Here is a 20,913-nt window from a genome sequence, read left to right as displayed (position 1 = left end):
CGGGATGTTCAGGTGCCGGGGCGGCGGCCGATCAGCACCACCCGGGTGCCGACCTTGCCCAACTCCCACATCCGGACGGCGTCGGCGTGCAGCAGGTTGACACAGCCGTGCGAGCCGATCGACTTGTCGTGCAGGTAGGTCGTGGTCTCGTGGAACCCCATGCCCTGGGTGAAGTGCTGCCAGTACGGCAGCCACACCTCGTACGGGTTGGACCACTCCTTCGGATTGCGGTAGTTGACCGTGTAGGTGCCGGACGGGGTCCGGTAGCCGGACATGCCGGTGCGCGTCACCGTCGGCGCCATGATCACCTTGCCGCCCCGGACCGCCCACACGGTCTGCCGGGTCAGGTCCACGCAGAAGGTGGTGCCGGTGCCGGCCTTGCAGCGGGTCGTGTCGGTGGTGGCGAGTCGCTGGGCCACGTCCAAGGTCGTCGGTCCGGCGCGTCCCTCGACGGGGCGAATGCCGTACCTCTTCTGGAACTTCTTGATGGCGGCGCAGTCGGCGGCGGACTGCCGCCCGTCGACAGTGACCGGCCCGAACCCGCCCAGCCGGGCGAGGTAGGTCTCCACGGCTCGCTGGTGCTGGCCCTGCGGGCAGCCGGCGACGGTCGGCGTACCGGTGCTCGGGGTCGGGGTCGACGCCGTGCGGGTCGGCTTCGGCGTGGGTTTCCCGGAGGGTTTCGGGCTGGGTTTCGACGTCGGCGCGGCCGGCGTGGGCCGGCCGCGCTGGCCCGGCCCGGACGTGCCGCTCGCCCCCGTTGCCTGTTCCGCCGCACCGACCGGGGCGGCTCCCCCGCCACCACTCCCGCCGGACTGCGGATCGAACGTGCACGCGCCGGCCCCGACCAGCACGACCACCGCCAGGGCAACCAACCGGGAAGTGCTCCGGACACGCCTCATGGCACCTCCCCTGGACGGTCGTCCCTTTGCTAGACGTTCGTGAGTGCCGTCCTGGTTGCACCCGGTGCTCATCTTTCTTTCCACGTTCTCCGCCGTGCAACACTGGATGGTCGGCCAGCGGCGGGTCTGCGACCCGCTCCGGCTGGACGGCCAACCGAGGAGAGGACGCTGGCGTGAGTGGTGGACCCCTGATCGTGCAGTCGGACAAGACCCTGCTGCTGGAGATCGACCACCCCGACGCGCAGGCCTGCCGGATGGCGATCGCCCCCTTCGCCGAGCTGGAGCGCTCCCCGGAGCACGTGCACACGTACCGGCTGACCCCACTCGGGCTGTGGAACGCCCGTGCGGCGGGGCACGATGCCGAGGGCGTGGTCGACACGCTGATCAAGTACTCGCGGTACCCGGTGCCGCACGCGCTGCTGGTGGACGTCGCCGAGACGATGGACCGCTACGGCCGGCTCCAGCTCGCGAACGACCCGGCGCACGGGCTGGTGCTGCGCGCGCTCGACCGGCTGGTGCTGATCGAGGTGGCCAAGAGCAAGAAGCTCGCCGGGATGCTCGGCGACAAGATCGACGACGACACGATCCGGGTCCACCCGTCCGAGCGGGGCCGGCTCAAGCAGGCGCTGCTCAAGCTGGGTTGGCCGGCGGAGGACCTGGCCGGTTACGTCGACGGTGAGGCGCACCCGATCGAGCTGGCCGAGGCCGGCAAGGACGGGCGCAAGCCGTGGACGCTGCGGTCGTACCAGCGGGAGGCCGTCGAGGCGTTCTGGGCCGGCGGGTCGGGCGTGGTGGTGCTGCCCTGCGGCGCCGGCAAGACCCTGGTGGGCGCGGCGGCGATGGCCGAGGCGAAGGCGACCACGCTGATCCTGGTCACCAACACCGTCGCCGGCCGGCAGTGGAAGCGGGAGCTGATCGCCCGCACGTCGCTGACCGAGGAGGAGATCGGCGAGTACTCCGGCGAGCGCAAGGAGATCCGCCCGGTCACCATCGCCACGTACCAGGTGCTCACCTCGCGGCGCGGCGGCGCTTTCACCCACCTGGACCTGTTCGGCGCCCGCGACTGGGGCCTGGTCGTCTACGACGAGGTCCACCTGCTGCCCGCGCCGATCTTCCGGTTCACCGCGGACCTCCAGGCCCGCCGCCGGCTGGGCCTCACCGCGACATTGGTACGCGAGGACGGCCGCGAGGGTGACGTGTTCAGCCTGATCGGGCCGAAGCGGTACGACGCGCCGTGGAAGGACATCGAGTCGCAGGGCTGGATCGCCCCCGCCGAGTGCGTCGAGGTACGGGTGACCCTGACCGACGCGGAGCGGATGTCGTACGCGACGGCGGAGGCCGAGGAGCGCTACCGGATGGCGGCGACCGCCCGCACCAAGCTGCCGGTGGTCAAGGCGCTTGTCGACCGGCACCCGGACGACCAGGTGCTGGTGATCGGCGCGTACATCGACCAGTTGCACCAGATCGGCGAGTACCTGGACGCGCCGATCGTGCAGGGCTCGACCACCAACAAGGAACGGGAACGGTTGTTCGACGCGTTCCGCTCCGGTGAGCTGCGGACGTTGGTGATCTCCAAGGTGGGCAACTTCTCGATCGACCTGCCGGAGGCGGCGGTGGCGATCCAGGTGTCCGGCACGTTCGGGTCACGTCAGGAGGAGGCGCAGCGGCTCGGGCGGGTGCTGCGGCCGAAGGCCGACGGGCGGCAGGCGCACTTCTACACGGTGGTGTCCCGAGACACGATCGACACCGAGTACGCGGCCCACCGGCAGCGGTTCCTGGCAGAGCAGGGGTACGCGTACACGATCGTCGACGCCGACGACGTCCTCGGCCCGAAGCTCCCTACGGTCGACTGACCCCGCGCTAACCGCTCCGCTTGCGAGACGTACTGGTGTCCGGTCACACCAAACCCCGATGCCGGGCAAACGGGGTGGATCCCTGAGGCTTTTCAGGTCACATAGGGGCCGACCTACGCTGGCTGCGTATCAACTAGCAGAGTGCCGGTATCGTCAGGCTTTGGCAGAAGTCTCCTTGACTGAGAGCTGAGCTGACGACGGTTTACTTCGAGTTCTCGACGTTCCTGGCTAAAGTCCGGCTCCGGAATATCGGCTTCAGCCGCCAACATCATTAGGATTGCTTCATCCAGCACTCTCATCTCCCCCAAGCGTGCCAGAGCAAGCCCAACTTGGCCCAAAGTGCGGTAATTATAACGATCGTAAGGTTGCTGCGAAATGCACTGGCGGGCAAGGTTCTCCGCTTCTAGGAGCATGGCTCGCCGATCTTCCTCCAAGATCCCCGGCAATGTCTCTGCCCGACGCATTGCTAAAACTGCACGGTAGCGATTTACAATGGAGTCCTGACCAATGTCGCGGAGGAAGTTGGAGATCGCGCGATCAGCTTCAGGCAGATTCATCGTATCAAGGAAGAGGCGAATAAGTCGCCGGCGCGGAATTCGCTCACCCGGGACTTTGCCGATTAGCCGGTTCAACAATTCCACCTGTTGCGATTTATCAACCAAGCGACTTATCCCCATATCATGAGCAGCAATCGACCGGGCCGTTACAAGCTCCAAATGATTTGTCGGGTTCAGCCCGTCGATTAGGCGCTCAATCAACGCATACAGCTCCGATTGGTCGGAAAACTTCCAGGTAGCGATCACATTCGCGATAACATCGTGTCGGGTCACCCAGCCATAAACGCCTTGACGGTGATTGATGTCATATTCAGAGACTAAGCCTTCCATATGAGCCAGCAGACCCAGGAGACTTCCGGCATCGATGCCCAAAAGGCGCACCACGAGCTGCCTGTGCACCTTACTACCCATTGCCTGGAGGGCCGCAACATGACGATAAATGTCGCGCTCGGCTTCCCCTAGCTCCGCAAACTCCTGCAACAGAATATTGTCCAGGCCCTCATTTTGAAATATGTTTTTAAGACAAACGAACATATCGGCGCTACAGCGATCCCGGAGGCGACGCACTCTGTCCATCTGACCAAGATTGAGGAACTCCGCCTCGACCAGCGCCCGGATCGCTGCTTGACGGTCCACAAGGTTTACGAGTTCGGCTATGTCCGAATCCGTCAGAAGAGAAATCCTCTCGTTGGTTCCACGACTGAAGAAGTAGGGGGACTTAGCCCGCGTTTTCCAGAAGGAGGCGTTAGCTGTGAAAAGTAGCCGGAGATGGGGTCGATCTTGGTCTCCTAGGCCTTGGACTAATTTGTTGACGGCAGCCATGTGCTGAGTGCAATCATCGATAAGTAAGACACCTTGCCGCCCTTCGGCCCGAAGCCGAGATTCCACCTCGAGCCAAGCAATTGGATCCAAGGGAAACGAGTTCAGGTGCTCCCAACAAGCAAATCCATCATCGAGCCGACGCAGCATGAGCGCCCGGGCCAGCGACGTTTTGCCTACTCCAGCAGCTCCAGATAGAACTACAAAGAACCCGCGGGCCCCCTCCTGCGCCTGGCTCAGTCGAGGTTGCACGGCGCGCGTAATAGTGACGCCGGCACGCAGATCAGCATAAGTAGCCGGCGACCCATGAAAGAGACGTACAGGATCAGGAACAAGCGTGGCGGAATGCGCGACATCCATGGTCGTCATTAGAAGCGAGGAAGGCAGAAAGCCCTGTCCAGAACTTTCCGTCGTGTATGCAAGTGCAGAGCTTCCTGCCGTTGTCTGCGCCAGGTTATGCAGGAAGTCATCGAGACTACCGGCCACGACTTGGATATTGTAGCGCGCAAGGAGCTGGGCTCGATCCGCGTTGTAGTCGTAAACAACCAGGAAAACCCGTCCTTGAACACCGGCTGTTCTGAGGCCGCCCACCGTCTTTGCCAAATCCCTAAGGTGCCTGTCACGCAGAGAATGCCCAACAATAACGGTGTCAGCAGTCATCATGTGTTGTTTCAGGCTACTGAAGAGGCTCTCCCGGTAGCTCGCGACCTCGTCGTAATCCACCTCAGTCAACACCATCCGTGCATGATGACCATAACCAACGTCCTGACTGATGCAGCCGTGAATCTTGTAGAGCACTGGCCGGTCGGATGGATTCCCTGAGAAGTCATAGTTTGAGCGAAAAACAGCCAGGTCTTTGCGGGCGTATCGATAGGCCTGCTCAATCAGCCTATCAAAGTTGGTGGAGTAGATTGCCCGCCAGTCAAACCCAGGAAGGGCAAGCAGGCCACCTGTGGGCGTAAGCCCCTCCAACTCTGCTTTGACGGCTTCCGCAAGCTCCCGCCGACCGAACCGGTGTTCGAAGATGCCCGCGATCTCAGCTAGGTCATCACCATCTGGCGATGGACGCAGACGGCGTGCCAAGACCTTTGCCAAGCCAGCTCCAGTCGGTCCCCCGGAAGACACGGCTGCTCCGGCACCCAGCAAAAGCACCGTTTGCTCCGGCACAACGATGCGGGCTAGTTCACTTAGGTCCACAGTGATCACCCTGCCGCTTCAGTAGCTGCGTTTAGCCGACCTCTTGCCCGGTCGCTAGAAGACGGGCTCCCGTTCGAGGCGGGTTCCTTGGCGTCTCGCCATATCCGATCGAACTGCTCAAGCCAATATTCATGCCAACGATCGCTGTCAGCCTTAGCGAGCTCGATATGCATACGGGAAGTAGTGGAAGTATTATGAAAGCCGTGAAATTCCACGATGACGACGCCATGCCGCCGGCCTGGGTCAATCGCGACTATACTGAAACCAGGATTGTAGTCCAAAAGCCTATAGGCAAAACCGCCGGGGACTTCCCATGACGCCATCAAGGCAAGACGCCCTAGAGTCTCGCCCAACGCGCGCGTCAAGGTCTGCGATGGATATTCCACAGATTCGTCCAACTGCCGCACAGCTAGCCGCAATGAATCTTCCCGCGCTGGGTCCAAGACGACGACGCGCACAATTCCGTTCGATCGAGAGAGGATCTTTGATCGCAGCGCCTCGCAATGGTCCTGCGCCAGAATGTTCACTGCAGAGGGCGCAAAAACCCACACCTCGCTTGCCTCATCGAGCCGCTTAGCGAAGGGCTTACTTTCGAAACTGCCGCGATCGCGAAGAAGCCCAGCGATGCCGTTGTTGTCCGGCACCGTCACTCGGTATACCAGAATTCCTACTCCGCCGAGGAGGACAGCCCACCGAGCATCCTCCGGAACAATGTCACCGACGAGTGAGAGAACAGCGAATATAAGCGCGAGGCTCGCGGCCACATAAGCTTCTATGTTTAGGCGGCTTCGTACATCCCGGCCGATCCTTTCAAGGGCCTTACGCATTTCACCTCCCGGAATCGCTACTCAACACACCCGATCAATGCATGCGGATCTACGTAGTCGCCCCTCAACCGGTTAACGTGAGCGCTGGGAGAGACAACCCTACGTTCCATCGGGAGGGTTGGGAAGACTTGGCAATCCTCGCCCGGTGGTGTCCATCCCGATGGGGCGACCACCGCCACCACCCCGGCACCCGGGGACGATCTCGCACCATCCGCGTTCCCGGACTGCCCCCGCTGGGCGCGCAATAACCGCAACCCGCCCTTATCGGTGCGACCTATCCCGTCGCGCTTCTCTGGGTTCCCGCCTTCCGCGCCAACCGACGGGCGTCTGGACGCGTGACGGCCTCAGAGCGTCGATGGCGGCGGCATGACTGAACTCTAGGCGAGGGAGATCAGCAGCCCGACTGAACGCCAATGTGTTCCCGTCCAGGTTAGGACCCGCCATACTCCGGCCGTGCGGTAGACAAGCGCAGGACCGGCCAGCGCGAGTCAACGCCGGCTGGACTCCGCGACGAAGACGCCGCGGCCTGGGCGGCCGACCAGCACACCCTGCTCCCGCAGCGTCGCGATCGCGCGCTGAATGGTCGAGTGCGAGACGTCGTAGGAGTCGGCAAGCGCGCGACCTGAGGGCAACTGGCTGCCCGGTGGATAGGTCCCCTCTTTGATCTTGCTTCGCAAGTCGTCCAGCAGCTCGTCCATGGTGGGCGGAATAGGCACGATGCGGCCCCTTGCAGTCGGTTGGCCCACCCAGTATTGATCCACACCCTCGACGTAGGCAATGCATCTACTGAAAGAGGTGATGGTGGTGACATAGCTGATGGTGATGATGCTTCAGCAAAAGAGGATGAAGCGGTACTTGACGTAGGTGATGCTGCATCGGTAGCGTCGCTCTCGGTGATGCGGTGCTGCTGCGGTCGGTTGGCGCCTCTCGTACCGGTCTCGCATCGCCGCCGAGACCACACCCTCCGCGCTCCCCCGGCGCGGCCCTGCTGCCGTACCGCCGATCGAGGCTGCGGTGGCAGGGCGGGGCGGTCTCCGCCGCCCGCAACCGGCGGAGGCCGCCCCCTCCACTTCGACGCGACCCGACGAAGGGCGGTCCCCCGTGCGCGACCTGATCCGCCGGCTGGTGAGCCGACGCGAGGAAAGACCACCGATGGCAGCAGCCAGCCAGCGACAGCCTCTCCGGCCGTGGCAGATACGCGAGGGTTGCTTCAACGTTCGCGGGCGCGGCCTCGACCCCGTCGAGATCCGCACCTTCCTGCACCGCGTGGCCGACGAACTCACCGTCGCGCAGACCGCCCTGGTCGCGGTGCAGGAGGAGAACGTACGGATCAAGAACGCGCTGCGCGCCTGGCAGAGCGCCCAGTCGGCGAACCACCGCTACCGATGAGCGACCGCTGGGTGATCCACCTGCCGGTCACCGCGCCAGACCTGCTGCGCGCACGGATCTTCGCGCGTACCGCCGCTCGGGTGCTAGTCCGACTCAACGCGCGGGTCGAGCCGGGCGGGGTGACCGTTTCGGCGGAGGACGAGCAGGGCGTACGACATTGGGTCTTCTGCGACCGGCCACTGCCCGGCGGCGCGCGGTGCGCCCTGCCCACCGACCACCTGTCGCCCTGCGCCCGACGCACGCCCCGGCCCAGCGGTCGGTGACCTCAGCGTCCGACTCCGACGGCAACGCTCACCGGGAGAAGCGGGCCACCAGCACCGCCAGCCGGCGGTCGTGGCCGGGGCGGCGGAGCCGGCCGCTGCGCATCAGTGTGACCAGCCCGTGGAGGCCGCTCCAGAACGTCTCGGTGACCGTCTCCAGGTCGTCGCCCCCGACGAACGGGCGCACCGTCTCGGCCAGCTCGGCGAAACCCCGGGCCAGGTCAGTCGGGACGTCCTGGCTGGCGAATGGCAGATCTACGGCGAGGGTGAACATCGCGTCGTAGAGCGCGGGCCGCTGCTCGGCGAAGGCGGTGTACGCCGTCGCGACGTCGGCGACCGCCTGCCGAGGGCTGGCGGCCGAGGCCCGGGCCGTGGCCAGCGCGGTGGCCAGCTCGGCGAAGCCCTCGACGGCGACTGCCGCCATGATGGCGTCCTTGCCCTTGAAATGGCTGTAGAGGACGGGCTGGCTGTATTCGATCTCGGCGGCGAGCCGCCGGGTCGTCACCGCGTCCCAGCCCTCGGCCAGGGCCAGGTCGCGGGCGGCGGTGACGATGGCCCGTTCCCGTTCCGCCCGCTCGCGCTCCCGGCGCGTCTGAGTCGACATGGCAAAACCCTAGCACCGCTAGCGTTTCTGTCGTTGCTCTGCTAGCGTCGCTCTCATATCTAGCAACGCTAGGAATTGGAGCGGACCATGTTGTCACCCCTGGCCTACGGGCTCGCCGTCGTACTCAGCCTCTTCGTCGCCTTCATCGGTGCGCGGTTCCTGCTGGTGCCGCAGGCCGCAGCCGCCGGGTACGGCGTACCGGCTCGGCCGAATGGCGACCCGGCCTACCTGACGGTCAAAGGGCTGAAGGACCTCACCTTCGGGCTGATCGGCCTCGCCCTGATCGCCTTCACCACAGCCGACGCGGTCGCGTGGTTCATGCTGATCGTCGCGCTCGTCCCCCTGGGCGACACCCTCATCGTCCTGCGCAACGGGGGAACGAAGGCCGTCGCCTTCGGCATCCACTTCGCCACCGCCGCAGTAGTCCTCCTGAACGCCGCCCTGCTCTTCGCCCTCTAACGCCCCCCACCGCACGTGGTGATCAAGAGGTTTGCGTCATCGGCGGGCCGATCGGTGACGCAAACCTCTTGATCACCGCGGTCGCGCGGTCAGGATGTGGGAGGTGGGCAGCGGTCGGGAAGTTGGACCTCGCCGGGGCGGAGGTCGAAGGTGTCCATCGTGAACCATTCGTCGAGCTCGGGGTCGAAGAGGTTCTGCAGGCCGAACTGCAACACCTGCCACCACCGGGTCGAGTCGCGCTGGTCGACGTAGATGTCGCCGAGGGCGAGCGGGAACCGGAAGAACTCCCCCGGCACGGTGGACCCGCCGACGACCCCGACCCGCCAGTGGTCGACGTACCGGTCCTTCTCCCCCTGCAGGATCTCCGGCCCGACGAAGCGGGCGGTCTTCAGCTTGTCGTTGAAGATCTGCCGGTTGAAGAACCCCGGCACCTTGCTGCACGGGCGCGGCGGGAACAGCGGGATGTTCGGCCACTTGTAGGTGAGCGTGTAGAGGGTGTTCTGGTAGATCAGGTTCGTGAACCAGATCGGGTGGTCCGGGCCGCCGGCGATCATCTGGCTGTTGCCGTCGCGGCCCTGCCAGCTGAACGGGACGTCGATGCCGAGGTCCCGCACGATGTACCGGCCGGTGCCCTGGAAGTCGGCGGGGAGCAGTGGTGGGCGCGGCTCGCGCGTGTCGGGGACCGTGGGGCCGTCGGCCTGGGCCGCGCGGGGCAGCGGCGCCGCCGCCGGACCCGGCGCGACCACACCGAGGGCGAACAGTCCACCAGCGACCACCGACGCAAGTGTCCGACGTGTACGCCCCGACGCCATGTGTCCTCCGCCGATGAAGTGTCAGATGCCTTCGGCGAAGCGTAGGAGCAGGCAGAACGTGAGGATCGAAGGAATAAGCGGGCTCCACCGGAAGGGTGAAGCGAACGGGGCCGGCGGTTCGCCGCAGAGCGACCCGCCGGCCCCCGACTCCCCGTGAGCTATCCGGCCCCGCCGGCCCGGAACGCGACCCAGGCGTCGCTCATCCGGTCCGCCTGGCCGGCGGTGAACATGTCCATGCAGGAGTCCTGCGTGTAGTCCATAAAGTTGTGGATCGGGTCGAGCCCGGGTGCCGTGCAGGTGTCCGCGCCGATCGGGCAGTTGAACTGAGGTGCCGCCTCGCGCGGGGTGTCCGCGACGAAGTCGCCGGACGCGGCGCAGCCGTGCGCGAAGGTGTGCTCCAGCATCAGCCAGTGCCCGACCTCGTGCGTCAGGGTGTCACCCAGGGCGTACTTGCCCGCGGTCCCGCCCGGCATCGACTCGTCGAGCATCACCACGCCGTCGAGGTAGTCGCGGCCGTTGTTGTAGCCCTTCGGGAAGTACGCCCAGCCGAGCAGGCCGCCGCCGATGTTGGCCGCGTACACGTTCAGGGTCTCCGAGTCGCCGGTGTACAGCGCCTTCTTCATGTCGCGCTCGTTCTTGCCCGGCTCGACCGTGTACCAGGCGCTGTTCACCGTCCACGTCGTGTCGACGAGCGCAAACCGGAACGGCGTGTCAGAGGCGTCCGCCGCCGTACGGCCCGCGTACGAGTCGTTGAGCACCGTCATCTGTGCCGCGATCAGGGTGTTCCACCTGGTCGTCTCGGCGGCGGTGAGCGGGTGGTCGGAGACCATGTGGAAGACCGTCGGGATGGTGACGCTGCCGTTGGGCAGGCGCGGCGCGTCCTTGATCACGCCGTAGGCGTTGGCCTCGTTCTTCGAGTACAGCTCCGGCTCCTTGGCGGTGGCGCCCTGGGCGAGCCGAGCGGCGCCGTGCGCGTCGGTGCCCGGGTCGCACGCCGCGACACCCGGGGAGGCGGTCGCGGGGGCGGCCGTGGCCAGCGCCCCGGAGGCCCCGCCGGACGCTAGGAACGTGGCGGCGGTGGCGGTGAGAACCGCAAGTCGGAAGGTCGATCTCCTGCGCATCGGTGCACCTTTCAGTGAGGGAGCGGTGCGGTGTCGATGACGTCGTTGTTCGGGTATGAGAACATGCCGACGGCATCGACAAAAGACCCTCTGAGCAGGGCAGATGCCGAGGTAACGGAACAGGATCGGCCAGCGCTGTTAGGCCGGCCCGGCAGCGGTCTACAGGACCCGGGTCACCCGCTCGGCGGCGACGATCGCATCCCGTCGCGCCGGGTCGAGGTTGGCGCTGATGACCACGGACGCGCCCGCCGACAGCGGCGCGAGCAACCACTTCAACGGCTGCTCGTGCTCGGCGGCGTCGACGAGCAGCCGGTCACCGGCGCGCAGGTCCAGCATCCCGGCGACCTCCCGGGCGAGCGCTCCCCACTGACCGTAGGTCGTGCCGTCCGCGCTGGCCGGATCCGACGGGTGGATGGCGGTGTGGTCGGGCGTGACGTCCGAGTGGCGAAGCACCTCTGCGGACCAGTCCAACCAGCCCAGCGGCACGTCGGCCAACCGACCCGGCCCGGTGCCGACGAGGTAGCGGTGCGGGGCGTCCGGCACGTCCTCCAACCAGTCGTCCTGGCGTTCAGGGGTCACGAATACCGCGTCGAACGGCCGGTCGCCGCCGGGCTCCAGCACCGGCAGGCCCGCCGTGGCGCGCGGCCGGAACGACACCGCCAGGCCGCAGGCCCAGGCGCCCAACAACACCGCGGCGGTACGCCAGTGCGGCGGCAGCAGCACCGCTACGCGGCTGCCGGGGCCGAGTCCGCAGCCGTCCCGCAGCAGGCTGGCGCTGCGCGCGGCCCAGGTGCCGACCTGCTGCGCGGTCAGGTCGACGCGCTCACCGGTCGCCTCGTCGCGGTAGCTGAGCAGCGGAATCTCGGTGGCGGTGGACGGGTCCGACAGGTCGGCCGTGGCGTGTGGCTGCATCTGCGCGCTCCCCGGGTGACGACGTCGCCACCACCCTACGCAACGACTTTGGTCGTACCCCTCGTCGGCCGATGGCCGTAGCGGCTGGCCGGGTGGCCCACGGACGCTACGGACGACCCCCGCAGCGCCACCGAGGAGTGCCCATGCCGACCGAGCCCGACCTCGCCGACCGTCCCCCGTTGCGCCGCCGGCTCGTGCCGGTGGTCGCGTTGCTGCTGCTTGCGCCGTGGGCGGCCGAGTGCTCGTGGGGTGGCTTCGCCCTCGACGGCTTCCTCCCGGTGGTGATCTTCCTGGCCCCGATGTACGGCGGGGCGGCGATCCTGATCCGGGAGACCGCCCGGCACCTCGGCGCGGGATGGCCGACGATCGTGCTGCTCGCCGCCGCCTTCGGTGTGCTCCAGGCCGGCCTGGTGGACCAGTCCCTGTTCAACCCCGGCTACCTCGATGACACCCAGTACGCCGACACCCGGGCCGCCGCCGAGGCGTCGCTGGTGCCGGGGCTCGGCTTCAGCCTCCGGCAGGCGTTCGACTACGTGGGCAACCACATCCTGCTGACCATCTGCGCGCCGATCGTGTTCGTCGAGTCGTTCCTCGGTGCGAAACGGCGGCTTCGGCCGTGGCTCGGACGACAGGGGTTGGCGGTGGTCGCGGTGCTCTACCTGCTCGGCAGCCTGCTGATCTTCGCCTCTCCCGAGGGCCGGAAGAACTTCCTGGCCAGCCCGCTTCAACTGGCCTTCGCCACGGCGGTGGTCCTCACCCTGGTCGCGGCGGCCCTGCTGCCGCGCTGGCGTCGCCCCCACCCGCGCCGCGTCCGCCGGGTGCCGCACCCGATCTGGGTGGGTCTGCTGATCGTCCTCGCCCGCGTCTTCACCGACCCGACGCCCGGTTGGCCGGGGGTGGCCGTCGCGCTGGCGCTCGCCGCCACCGTCGGGGCCGTGCTCGCGTACCTGTCGGGGGGCGCTGGCTGGGGGCAGCGGCACGTGCTCGCTGCGGGCTCGGCGAGCGTGGTCAGCGCCGCCGCGTTCGCGTACCTGGTGCCGCCGTACTCCCCGGCGAGCCCGGCGGCGGCCCTGGCCGGCGACGTCGCGGTCACCGTCATCACCGTGGCCCTGATCGTTGGCGCTTGGTGGCGTCTGCGCCGCGCTTCGCCCGCTGCGCACATCCCCGCGGGCTGAACCGCCGGAGCCCGGCGTCCATCAGCGTGGACGCCGGGCTCAGGCGCGGGCCTACTCCTTGATCATGACTACGTCCGTCGGGCGCTTGACCGTCACCTCGACGCCGTAGTCGAACAGGTCGAGCTTCGAGCTGACCGTCCCCCGGTCGAGCCGGCCCTTCGCCGTCGACTGCCAGGTGGCGGTGAGCGCCACCGTCGCGATCCGCCCGTCGCGATCGAGCGTGACGTCACCTGCCGTGCTGCTCGACCCGTCCCGGTCCGTCGTCGTGTACGTGAAGTGCAGAGTGCCGTCCGGGTTCTCGGTGACTGTCGCGTCCGCGCTCTTCAGCGCCGCGAACAGGGCGGCCGGGTCGGGTTGGGCGGCACCCAGGACGGCGTTACCGTCGCCCTGGAGGGAGAGTCGGTCGTACGTGCCCGGGTACTGCCCGTAGCGGCCGTAGGTCTCGCCCGGGCCCTTGTCGGGGGGCAGCTCGCTCAGCGGCCGCTCCCCACCCTCGTACCGGGTGCCGTTGATGAGCAGCTCGGTCAGGACGGAATCGTCCTGCGGCACCCGCACGTACCCGGTGGCGGTCCTCGGGTCGAACGCCCCCTCGTACGTCAGCCCGCCCGGGCCCGAGTTGGTGAGCCGCATCCGGTAGCTGATGTTCTCGCTGGCGGTGGCCGCCGAGACGAGGCGCATCGCCGGCGAGACCGACTCCGGCCGCGCCGCCTCGGCGGTCACCCCGGGACGCTCCGGCGGGGAGTTCGTCACGGTCACGGCGGTGCCGACGCCCAGCGCCAGCAGGGCGCAGGTCGTACCGACAAGCGCGGTGGCCCGGCGTCGGCGGCCGCGCCGGCCCTGCTCGATCAGCGCCCCCACGTCCGGAGCGGAATACGGTTCGCCGTCGACCATGTCGTGCAACCCGTGTGCGAGCCGGTCATCGATGTTGTTCATGACTGTTCACCTGCTTACCGAGTCGAAGGAGTTTTCCAGGAGGTGCCGCAGCTTGCCCAGCGCCCGGGCGTTCTGGCTCTTGACGGTGCCCAGCGAGCAACCCAGCACCTGGGCGACCTCGCGCTCGCTCAGGTCCTCGTAGTGGCGGAGCACCACCACCGCGCGTTGCTTCGCGGGCAGCGACAGCAACGCCCGGCGCAGGACGACGGCGTCGGGGCCCACGCCGCCGGCCGGGGCGGCCTGGTCGGGAACGTCCGCGACGAGGCTCTCGCGCCGACGCCGCCGCCAGACCGACGTGTGGTTGTTGACCAGCGCCCGGCGCAGATAGGCGTGCGGGTCGTCGAGCCGGGACAGCCGCCGCCACCGCTCGTAGACCCGGACCAGGCTGTCCTGGAGCAACTCCTCGGCCCGCCACCGGTCGCCGCAGAGCAGCATGGCCAGCCGGATATGTCGCTGCCAGGCCACCTCGACGAACGCGACGTAGGACCGGTCCGCCGCGGACAGGGGTTTCTGTTGGTCGGTCACGCCCCTACCACGCGGCGGCCCCGCGGAAGGTTGTCGCGGCGCGTGGACGTCTTCGTGCTGTCAGCGGTCGGGCAGGCAGTTGGGGCCCACCGTCGAGCAGTGCGGCCACCCTCCGCAGGCCGGACGGTGCTCAGATCTGGTCGCGGGCCCTGGAGCCGGCCTGGATGAGCCGGTCCAGGACCGCGCGAGCACCGGCGAGCCGGTCGATGGACGTGGTGATCCGGTCGCGCTCCACCGCGAGAGCATCGAGGAGTTCCGGGCAGGTGGGGGCCAGCACGGTGACGTCGTCGGGGATGCAGGGAAGGATCTCGGCGATCGCCGCGGTGTTCAAGCCGGCGGACAGCAACAGTTGGATGTGCCGGACCGTGCCCACCGCCTGCGGCTCGTAGTGGCGGTAGCCGCTCGCGAGACGGGCCGGTCGCAACAGACCCTGCTCCTCGTAGTAGCGCAGGGCACGTGGGGTGGTGCCCGCCTCCCGCGCCAGTTCGCTGATCCGCACACCGACAGCAGATCAGGGCTTGACCTTCACGTCAACGTGAAGGTTTAGCGTCGTCGCTGTGACACACCGCAACCTGGACAGTCAATCCGCCGCCGTCGCCGTCCTGGGGCTCGGCCCGATGGGCCGGGCGCTGGCCGCCGCGTCGCTCGCCGCCGGCCACCCCACCGTGCTCTGGAACCGCTCACCCGGCAAGGCGACCGCGCTGGTGGCCCAAGGGGCGGTGCTCGCTCCGACGGTGGCCGATGCGGCACGCCGGGCATCGGTCGTCATCGCCTGCGTCATCAACTACCGGGCGGTCCGCGCCGTCATGTCGGGGCTCGAACGCCCGCCGAGAGGAACATTCGTCAACCTCAGCAGCGGGCACGCCGCCGAGGCACGGGACATGGCGGGCTGGGCAGCGCAGCGGGGCGTCAACTACCTCGACGGTGCCATCCTGACGCCCGCGCCGACCATCGGGACACCTGCCGCGACGATTCTCTACAGCGGTCCGCGGGCCCTCTTCGACGACAGCCTTCCCTGGCTGGAGAGCTTCGGTGGCGCCAGCGCCTACCTCGGCGCGGATGCCGGCACGGCAGCAGCGTACGAGATGGCGTTGCTCGACCTGTTCACCATGTCCGTCGGCGGACTCGCGCACGCCTTCGCCCTGGCCATCACCGAGGGCATTGCCCCGACCGCGTTCGCTCGCTTCGCCAGAGGAATCGGTGGCCTGTTGCCCGACATGGCCGACCGATTCGCCGATCACATCACGTCCGGAACCTTCGCCGCCGACATATCCACCATCGCGTCGGCGGGCTCCGCGGTCGCCCACGTCCGCGATGCCGCGGCCGCGCGTGGTGTCGACCCCACGCCGCTAGAGGCTGTGCAATCGATCATCGACCGGGCCATTGCGGCGGGCCACGGAGGCGACAGCTACGCCAGGCTGGTCCAGTCGCTCGTACCAGCCGATCCGGCGCAGCCGGCACGCTGATCACGATCGGCGACGGACCGGGTGGCGCGACCTGGCGATTACACTCGCCCCCACACCACTTTGGAGGGGGCGGCGCAGTGGGTGAACTGCTGTCGGCGGTGGTCCAGATCGTCAACTCGTACGTCAGCAGACTGCTGGATCGGCGGACGGTTTCCCAGGATGCGAAGGTCGGCGCCCACCTGCTGGACGTGGTCCTCACGTTGCAGGAGTTGTGCCTCAACGGCGACCGCCTCCTGAGCCTGGCCGACGCCCTGATCTCCGACGCCGACCCCCGGGCGGACGACCAGGCGGAGTTCGCCGCCCTGCTGCACCGGCAGTCCATGCTGATCAACCAGCTCCGGCGCGGCATCGACGACTCCCGCGCGCTGCTCGCCACCGTCGACGTGGACTTCGCGTTCGCGATGGCACCCTTCCTCGACGGCAAGTCGGGGCTGCTGACCCGCTGGCAGCAACAGGCAGCCCTCAGCCGGTACTCCACCACGACGCTGTTCTTCCTACCCGCCGAGGCGGTCACCCGGGTGGTGGCCGCCAGTCCGGCCGCCTCGACCACCACCGAAATCGACCGGAACCGGACGGAGTTCGTGCTGGTGATGGCGGACGAGGTACGCAGCGCTCGCCGGCGGGAGGTGGCGGACATCCGAGCCGTCGCGGACGACGAGCGCGCGACGCTGCTGCGGGACGTGGGCCGGGCCCGTGCCGACCTGGCCGTCGCCCGGGCGCTGTGCGCGCGGCTGCTCGCGGCGACGCAGGAGGCCATCGGTCCAGCGGCCACCGCCCAGATACGACGGACGCTGACGCCCCGACAGCAGCACCGCTGAGCGGAATCAGTCGCCCGGATCCCGGTCCCAGTCGAAGCCGGCGCGGGCGAACGCGACGCTGCCGTCCCCGGTGGCGTACACCTTGATCGCTTTCAGGCCCAGCGACCGGGTGAGCCTTTCCAGGTTGGACATGATGCGCTGGAAGAGCCCGGTGCCGGTGGCCTCCTCGGTGATGCGGATCTCGTCCAACATCGCCAACCGCCGGGGGAAGGAGAGCCGCAGTTCGAGCAGGACCCGCAGAACGTCGGACGGCGCGATGCGCAGCGAGACCGCGGCACCGCCGTCGGCGTAGAGCGAGATCTCGACCCGCGCGTCGGGCAGCTCCGCCGTCAGCACCTCGTAGAACTGCCGCGGCGTCAGCTTCATCCACTGTCGCCAGGCGGCGAGCGCGGCCTCGTCCGCCCGGCCGACCGTCAGCGCCGGTTCCGCCGCCCGCAGGTCGGCCACGGTCAACGCCTCGATCTCGACCGGTCGCTCCCCGGCTCGGACCTCCTCATAAGGCGTCAACGGCACTCCCGCCTCGACCAGGATCCGGTCGAAGTCCGGGTCGGGCCAGTACGGGGCCGGCGCGAACTCGCCGACGCGGCACCACAGTTCGTGCCACAGCCGTACCGCGCCAAGCGGTCGAAGGCCGAGCCGCATGGCTGCGACGAGGACGCACCGGTGCAGGTGCAGCGTTGCGGCGAGCGCCGCCAGGTTCGCCCCCGGCTCGTCGCAGGCCCGCAGGGCGCCGACGGAGTTCCGGTCCAGTTCGGTGTACGCCACCAGTTCCGGCAGGTCCGTCAGACGCACCGGGATCGGGGAGTCGAGCAGGGAGTCGAGGTCGGCCGGCTCCCAGGCGACGTCGTCGTTCAGCAGGATCGTCCGCAGATCCCGGCCGTGCTGGCGGACCACCACCTGGAGGATCGGCTCACCATCCGGCAGCGTCCGGTGGTTGAGCCACACCACCGCCTCGGGGTAGAGCCGCAGGCTCACGTCGATCGCCGGCACGGTGACGAGCAGGGCGGAGCCGTCGTGCTCAACCCGCAGCGCGCGGAGCTCACTCAGCGCGCCGACGAGTTCACTCATCTGCATCGGCGAACTCTAGCGACCGAACGCGTCGTACGCGATCACCGACAACTCGGCCGCCGCTGATTCGACAGCCGGGAACGCCACCGTCAACGTGCGCTAAGGCGGGCCCGCCATGTCGATGTGCTGTTGAGCGGTATACCTCAGAGGTATGAATATGACTCTGGGGTATACCACTCACTGGCGCATCCGTCCCGACGAAGGTGACCGACCGTCACCGTCGACCCCCGACTGCGTCCACAGCACCAGCCAGGGTCAGCCCTTGACCGGCAGTTCCGGGCCGCCGTCGAGCAGGGCGGCCAGCAGGTCGCCGTACTCCTCGACCCGCTCCAGGACCTCGGCGGCGGTGAACTGGCGGACGGCGGGTCTCCGGCCGCGCGCGCCGGCCTCGACCTCGTCCCAGGTCAACGGCGTCGAGGCCGAGGGCGTCCGCTGGGCGCGCAGCGAGTACGGCGCCACTGTGGTCTTCGCCGCGTTGTTCTGACTCCAGTCGATGAAGACCTTGCCGGGGCGCAGGTTCTTCGCCATCTTCGACACGATCAGCTTGGGGTGCGCCTTCTCCAGCTCCTGCGCGATCCGGCGCGCGTAGGCGGAGACGTCGTCGGCGGACTGGGTGCCGGCGATCGGGCAGCAGAGCTGCATGCCCTTCTTGCCGGACGTCTTCGGGTACGAGTCGATGCCGTCGTCGGCGAGCCGGTCGCGCATCAGCACCGCCACCGGGCAGCACTCGGCGAGCCCGGCCGGCGGCCCCGGGTCCAGGTCGACGACCATCATGTCCGGGTCCTGGCCCACCTTCCACTGCGGTGTGTGCAGCTCCAACGCGGCGAGGTTGGCCAGCCAGACCAGGGTGGGCAGGTCGTCGGCGACCACGTAGTCGATGGTCTCCCGACCCTTCGTCGACCCGGGCGCGGGCAGCGTCTCCACCCGTACCCAGTCCGGGGTCGCGGCCGGCTTGTTCTTCTCGAAGAAGGACTTGTCGTCCACCCCGTTGGGAAAGCGGATCCGGGTCACCGGCCGGTCACACAGGTGCGGCAGCAGCACCGGGGAGATCCGGGTGTAGTAGTCGATCACCTCGCCCTTGGTGAAGCCGACCGCCGGATAGAGGACCTTGTCCAGGTTGGACAGCTCCAGCGGGCGACCCTCGACGTCCACCCGCACCTTCTCAGCCGGCATCGTCGACCTCCTCCGGCGGCTTGTCCGGGCGCAACCGCAGCACCCGGGGGAAGCGCAGCCGGCCGTCCGGGGTGCGTTGGCCGTACTTCACCTCCACCACCACCCGGGGTTCTACCCAGATGGCGCCCCGGGCATCCTCGCGCGGCACTCCCGGCGCGAACGGTGACACGCCGGAGCGCAGCGGCTCCAGCTCGGCGAGGAGCTGCCGTTCGATGGCCGCCCCGATCCCGCCACCCACCCGACCTCGGTAGATCAACCGGCCGTCCGGGCCGGGCACCCCGACCAGCAGCCCGCCGATGCGGCGCGCACCCGGCCGCCAGCCGCCCACGACGAAGTCCCCGGTCACCTCCAGCTTGACCTTCACCCAGTCCGGGGAGCGCACCCCGGGCCGGTAGACGGCGCCGACCCGTTTGGCCATCACGCCCTCCAGGCCGTGCTCCCCGGCCGCCTCGTAGGTCGCCGGGCCGTCGGCGAACACCGGCGGCACCGCCCACCGGGCGCCGCCGAGCGCGAGCGCGTCCAGGGCCTCCCGCCGGCGCTCGTACGGCCAGCCGGTCAGGTCGTCACCGTTGCGGCGCAACAGGTCGAAAATCATGTACGTGACCGGCATGACCGCCGCCAGCCGGGCCGCCTTGTTGCGATCCCGCACGTGCATCCGCTCGGCCAGCGCCGTGAACGAGGGCTGCCCGCCCTGGCCCAGCAGCACCACCTCGCCGTCGAGCAGCACGTCGTCGACCTGCTCGCAAAGGGTGGCCAGCTCGGGGTACGCGGCGGTGATCTCCACGCCGGAGCGGGCGTACAGGTGCTGGACGCCGCCGGAGATGTCGGCGAGCGCGCGGACCCCGTCCCACTTGAACTCGTACGCCCAGCCGTCACCCGCCGGGAGCGGCCCGGTCATCGCGAGCATCGGCTTGAGCGGCGCGCCGGGCACGACCCGACTGTAGTAGCAGGCCGAACACCTCGCGTGGAGTTCCAACGGATGCGAGCATGGTCGATACCGGGGAAGGGAGCGCAGGATGCGTGCCATCTGGAAGGGAGCCGTGTCGTTCGGGCTCGTCTCGATCGGGGTGAAGCTCTACTCGGCGACCGAGGAGAAGGACATCCGGTTCCACCAGGTGCACCGCGAGGACGGCGGCCGGATCCGCTACAAGCGCACCTGCTCGGTCTGCGGCGAGGAGGTCACCTACGACGACATCGCCAAGGGCTACGACATCGGCGGCGGCGAGATGGTGATCCTCACCGACGAGGACTTCGCCGACCTGCCGCTGACCAGCTCGCGGGCGATCGACGTGCTGGAGTTCGTGCCCGCCGAGCAGGTCGACCCGATCCTCTACAACAAGGCGTACTTCCTGGAGCCGGAGGGCACGGCGACCAAGCCGTACGTGCTGCTGCGCGACGCCCTGATCGACTCGGAGCGGGTGGCCATCGTCAAGGTGGCGCTGCGCCAACGTGAACAGCTCGCCACGCTGCGGGTCCGCGAGGGCGTGCTGCTGCTCAACACGATGCTCTGGCCGGACGAGATCCGTACGCCGGACTTCGGTTTCCTCGACGAGGACCTGAAGGTACGCCCACCGGAGCTGGCCATGGCCAGCTCGCTGATCGACTCGATGACCGGCGAGTTCGAGCCGGACGTCTTCACCGACGACTACCGGGCCGCGTTGCAGGAGGTCATCGACGCCAAGGTGGAGGGTCGGGAGGTCGTCCAGCCGGAGGAGGTCGAGGAGGCCCCGGCCGCGGCGGTGGACCTGATGGCCGCGCTGAAGGCATCGGTGGACCGGGCCCGGGCGGCACGCGGCGAACAGCCCGCCCGCGGTGGCGGCGGCGAGCCGACGCCCATCTCGTCGGCCCGCTCGGCCCAGAAGGCGGCCGAGAAGAAGGCCGCCAAGGCGCCCGCGAAGAAGACCACGGCGAAGAAGACGGCGGACAAGAAGACCGCCGCGAAGAAGGCCGAGCCAGCGAAGAAGACGGCCGCGAAGAAGGCCGAGCCGGCAAAGAAGACGGCCGCGCGCAAGACCGCACCCCGCAAGAGCGCCTGACCGTACGGCG

The 20,913-nt window shown here is 68.3% G+C and carries 22 protein-coding genes; 8 read left to right on the top strand and 14 right to left on the bottom strand.

What is annotated here, in order from left to right:
- Positions 1-8: 8 nt before the first annotated feature.
- Positions 9-899 (bottom strand): L,D-transpeptidase family protein, encoded by an 891-nt coding sequence (locus tag ACFYPH_RS12780; RefSeq protein WP_355134429.1) that lies wholly within the window; start codon positions 897-899, stop codon positions 9-11.
- A gap of 173 nt (positions 900-1,072) precedes the next feature.
- On the opposite strand from ACFYPH_RS12780, the gene ACFYPH_RS12775 reads away from it, so the two are divergent.
- Positions 1,073-2,752: a DNA repair helicase XPB gene (locus ACFYPH_RS12775; protein ID WP_387181422.1), complete on the top strand. Its 1,680-nt coding sequence runs from the start codon at positions 1,073-1,075 to the stop codon at positions 2,750-2,752.
- Positions 2,753-2,865: 113 nt separating this feature from the next.
- On the opposite strand, the gene ACFYPH_RS12770 is transcribed toward ACFYPH_RS12775, so the two are convergent.
- The 3 genes from ACFYPH_RS12770 to ACFYPH_RS12760 form a co-directional block, all read right to left on the bottom strand.
- Positions 2,866-5,334, bottom strand: a complete 2,469-nt coding sequence (locus ACFYPH_RS12770; protein ID WP_387181420.1) for an SIR2 family protein — start codon at positions 5,332-5,334, stop codon at positions 2,866-2,868.
- Entirely contained in the window at positions 5,331-5,975 is a 645-nt protein-coding gene (locus tag ACFYPH_RS12765; RefSeq protein WP_387181417.1) for a hypothetical protein, read from the bottom strand. Before ACFYPH_RS12765 ends, ACFYPH_RS12770 begins: the two co-directional genes overlap by 4 nt.
- Before the next feature lie 665 nt (positions 5,976-6,640).
- Positions 6,641-6,850, bottom strand: a complete 210-nt coding sequence (locus ACFYPH_RS12760) for a winged helix-turn-helix domain-containing protein (protein ID WP_387181415.1) — start codon at positions 6,848-6,850, stop codon at positions 6,641-6,643.
- A 454-nt stretch (positions 6,851-7,304) separates the two neighbouring features.
- On the opposite strand from ACFYPH_RS12760, the gene ACFYPH_RS12755 reads away from it, so the two are divergent.
- Together ACFYPH_RS12755 and ACFYPH_RS12750 are read left to right on the top strand one after the other, a co-directional pair.
- Entirely contained in the window at positions 7,305-7,541 is a 237-nt protein-coding gene (locus tag ACFYPH_RS12755) for a hypothetical protein (RefSeq protein ID WP_387181413.1), read from the top strand.
- A complete protein-coding gene (locus ACFYPH_RS12750) occupies positions 7,538-7,804 on the top strand; it encodes a hypothetical protein (RefSeq protein ID WP_387181410.1) in 267 nt (88 codons plus the stop codon). Before ACFYPH_RS12755 ends, ACFYPH_RS12750 begins: the two co-directional genes overlap by 4 nt.
- Before the next feature lie 28 nt (positions 7,805-7,832).
- Here ACFYPH_RS12750 and ACFYPH_RS12745 read toward each other — a convergent pair whose 3' ends face one another.
- Positions 7,833-8,405 carry a TetR/AcrR family transcriptional regulator gene (locus ACFYPH_RS12745; protein WP_387181408.1) on the bottom strand — a complete coding sequence of 191 codons (573 nt, stop codon included), beginning with the start codon at positions 8,403-8,405 and terminating at the stop codon, positions 7,833-7,835.
- Positions 8,406-8,492: 87 nt separating this feature from the next.
- Here ACFYPH_RS12745 and ACFYPH_RS12740 point away from each other — a divergent pair, with 87 nt between their 5' ends.
- Positions 8,493-8,864 carry a DUF4267 domain-containing protein gene (locus tag ACFYPH_RS12740; RefSeq protein WP_387181405.1) on the top strand — a complete coding sequence of 124 codons (372 nt, stop codon included), beginning with the start codon at positions 8,493-8,495 and terminating at the stop codon, positions 8,862-8,864.
- An 89-nt stretch (positions 8,865-8,953) separates the two neighbouring features.
- Here ACFYPH_RS12740 and ACFYPH_RS12735 read toward each other — a convergent pair whose 3' ends face one another.
- The 3 genes from ACFYPH_RS12735 to ACFYPH_RS12725 all read right to left on the bottom strand — a co-directional run bounded on the left by ACFYPH_RS12735 (position 8,954) and on the right by ACFYPH_RS12725 (position 11,709).
- Positions 8,954-9,640: a hypothetical protein gene (locus ACFYPH_RS12735; RefSeq protein WP_387181402.1), complete on the bottom strand. Its 687-nt coding sequence runs from the start codon at positions 9,638-9,640 to the stop codon at positions 8,954-8,956.
- Positions 9,641-9,834: 194 nt separating this feature from the next.
- Positions 9,835-10,797 (bottom strand): zinc metalloprotease, encoded by a 963-nt coding sequence (locus ACFYPH_RS12730; RefSeq protein WP_387181399.1) that lies wholly within the window; start codon positions 10,795-10,797, stop codon positions 9,835-9,837.
- Between the two features lie 159 nt (positions 10,798-10,956).
- Complete coding sequence (locus tag ACFYPH_RS12725; RefSeq protein WP_387181396.1) at positions 10,957-11,709, bottom strand: TIGR03089 family protein; 753 nt, start codon at positions 11,707-11,709, stop codon at positions 10,957-10,959.
- 143 nt (positions 11,710-11,852) lie between these two features.
- Here ACFYPH_RS12725 and ACFYPH_RS12720 point away from each other — a divergent pair, with 143 nt between their 5' ends.
- Positions 11,853-12,884: a hypothetical protein gene (locus tag ACFYPH_RS12720; protein ID WP_387181393.1), complete on the top strand. Its 1,032-nt coding sequence runs from the start codon at positions 11,853-11,855 to the stop codon at positions 12,882-12,884.
- A gap of 51 nt (positions 12,885-12,935) precedes the next feature.
- On the opposite strand, the gene ACFYPH_RS12715 is transcribed toward ACFYPH_RS12720, so the two are convergent.
- The 3 genes from ACFYPH_RS12715 to ACFYPH_RS12705 form a co-directional block, all read right to left on the bottom strand.
- Positions 12,936-13,817 (bottom strand): hypothetical protein, encoded by an 882-nt coding sequence (locus ACFYPH_RS12715; RefSeq protein WP_387181390.1) that lies wholly within the window; start codon positions 13,815-13,817, stop codon positions 12,936-12,938.
- A gap of 6 nt (positions 13,818-13,823) precedes the next feature.
- Positions 13,824-14,342 (bottom strand): SigE family RNA polymerase sigma factor, encoded by a 519-nt coding sequence (locus tag ACFYPH_RS12710; protein ID WP_387181388.1) that lies wholly within the window; start codon positions 14,340-14,342, stop codon positions 13,824-13,826.
- Between the two features lie 130 nt (positions 14,343-14,472).
- A complete protein-coding gene (locus ACFYPH_RS12705) occupies positions 14,473-14,841 on the bottom strand; it encodes a MerR family transcriptional regulator (protein ID WP_387181385.1) in 369 nt (122 codons plus the stop codon).
- 58 nt (positions 14,842-14,899) lie between these two features.
- On the opposite strand from ACFYPH_RS12705, the gene ACFYPH_RS12700 reads away from it, so the two are divergent.
- A complete protein-coding gene (locus ACFYPH_RS12700) occupies positions 14,900-15,808 on the top strand; it encodes an NAD(P)-dependent oxidoreductase (protein WP_387181382.1) in 909 nt (302 codons plus the stop codon).
- A gap of 77 nt (positions 15,809-15,885) precedes the next feature.
- Complete coding sequence (locus ACFYPH_RS12695) at positions 15,886-16,626, top strand: hypothetical protein (protein ID WP_387181379.1); 741 nt, start codon at positions 15,886-15,888, stop codon at positions 16,624-16,626.
- 6 nt (positions 16,627-16,632) lie between these two features.
- On the opposite strand, the gene ACFYPH_RS12690 is transcribed toward ACFYPH_RS12695, so the two are convergent.
- The 3 genes from ACFYPH_RS12690 to ligD (ACFYPH_RS12680) all read right to left on the bottom strand — a co-directional run bounded on the left by ACFYPH_RS12690 (position 16,633) and on the right by ligD (ACFYPH_RS12680) (position 19,798).
- Positions 16,633-17,700: a hypothetical protein gene (locus ACFYPH_RS12690; protein ID WP_387181377.1), complete on the bottom strand. Its 1,068-nt coding sequence runs from the start codon at positions 17,698-17,700 to the stop codon at positions 16,633-16,635.
- 249 nt (positions 17,701-17,949) lie between these two features.
- Complete coding sequence (gene ligD, locus ACFYPH_RS12685) at positions 17,950-18,867, bottom strand: non-homologous end-joining DNA ligase (RefSeq protein WP_354854741.1); 918 nt, start codon at positions 18,865-18,867, stop codon at positions 17,950-17,952.
- Positions 18,857-19,798 carry a non-homologous end-joining DNA ligase gene (gene ligD / locus ACFYPH_RS12680; RefSeq protein ID WP_355065489.1) on the bottom strand — a complete coding sequence of 314 codons (942 nt, stop codon included), beginning with the start codon at positions 19,796-19,798 and terminating at the stop codon, positions 18,857-18,859. The genes ligD (ACFYPH_RS12685) and ligD (ACFYPH_RS12680) overlap by 11 nt, the downstream gene beginning before the upstream one ends.
- 85 nt (positions 19,799-19,883) lie before the next feature.
- Here ligD (ACFYPH_RS12680) and ACFYPH_RS12675 point away from each other — a divergent pair, with 85 nt between their 5' ends.
- Positions 19,884-20,903 carry a Ku protein gene (locus ACFYPH_RS12675; RefSeq protein WP_355065487.1) on the top strand — a complete coding sequence of 340 codons (1,020 nt, stop codon included), beginning with the start codon at positions 19,884-19,886 and terminating at the stop codon, positions 20,901-20,903.
- Positions 20,904-20,913: the final 10 nt, after the last annotated feature.

The organism is Micromonospora sp. NPDC005252, from assembly GCF_042872475.1.
Lineage (GTDB): Bacteria > Actinomycetota > Actinomycetes > Mycobacteriales > Micromonosporaceae > Micromonospora.
The sequence above is the reverse complement of the archived record's forward strand: the minus strand, read 5'-3'. Positions and strand labels throughout refer to the sequence as shown.

Bases quoted from the DNA above. Each gene is read 5' to 3' on its own strand.
- ACFYPH_RS12730 (WP_387181399.1), bottom strand. From the start codon at position 10,797: ATGCGCAGGAGATCGACCTTCCGACTTGCGGTTCTCACCGCCACCGCC.
- ACFYPH_RS12740 (WP_387181405.1), top strand. From the start codon at position 8,493: ATGTTGTCACCCCTGGCCTACGGGCTCGCCGTCGTACTCAGCCTCTTC.
- ACFYPH_RS12715 (WP_387181390.1), bottom strand. From the start codon at position 13,817: ATGAACAACATCGATGACCGGCTCGCACACGGGTTGCACGACATGGTC.
- ACFYPH_RS12750 (WP_387181410.1), top strand. From the start codon at position 7,538: ATGAGCGACCGCTGGGTGATCCACCTGCCGGTCACCGCGCCAGACCTG.
- ACFYPH_RS12755 (WP_387181413.1), top strand. From the start codon at position 7,305: ATGGCAGCAGCCAGCCAGCGACAGCCTCTCCGGCCGTGGCAGATACGC.
- ACFYPH_RS12720 (WP_387181393.1), top strand. From the start codon at position 11,853: ATGCCGACCGAGCCCGACCTCGCCGACCGTCCCCCGTTGCGCCGCCGG.
- ligD (WP_354854741.1), bottom strand. From the start codon at position 18,867: ATGCCGGCTGAGAAGGTGCGGGTGGACGTCGAGGGTCGCCCGCTGGAG.
- ACFYPH_RS12675 (WP_355065487.1), top strand. From the start codon at position 19,884: ATGCGTGCCATCTGGAAGGGAGCCGTGTCGTTCGGGCTCGTCTCGATC.
- ACFYPH_RS12760 (WP_387181415.1), bottom strand. From the start codon at position 6,850: ATGGACGAGCTGCTGGACGACTTGCGAAGCAAGATCAAAGAGGGGACC.
- ACFYPH_RS12745 (WP_387181408.1), bottom strand. From the start codon at position 8,405: ATGTCGACTCAGACGCGCCGGGAGCGCGAGCGGGCGGAACGGGAACGG.
- ACFYPH_RS12690 (WP_387181377.1), bottom strand. From the start codon at position 17,700: ATGCAGATGAGTGAACTCGTCGGCGCGCTGAGTGAGCTCCGCGCGCTG.
- ACFYPH_RS12780 (WP_355134429.1), bottom strand. From the start codon at position 899: ATGAGGCGTGTCCGGAGCACTTCCCGGTTGGTTGCCCTGGCGGTGGTC.
- ACFYPH_RS12725 (WP_387181396.1), bottom strand. From the start codon at position 11,709: ATGCAGCCACACGCCACGGCCGACCTGTCGGACCCGTCCACCGCCACC.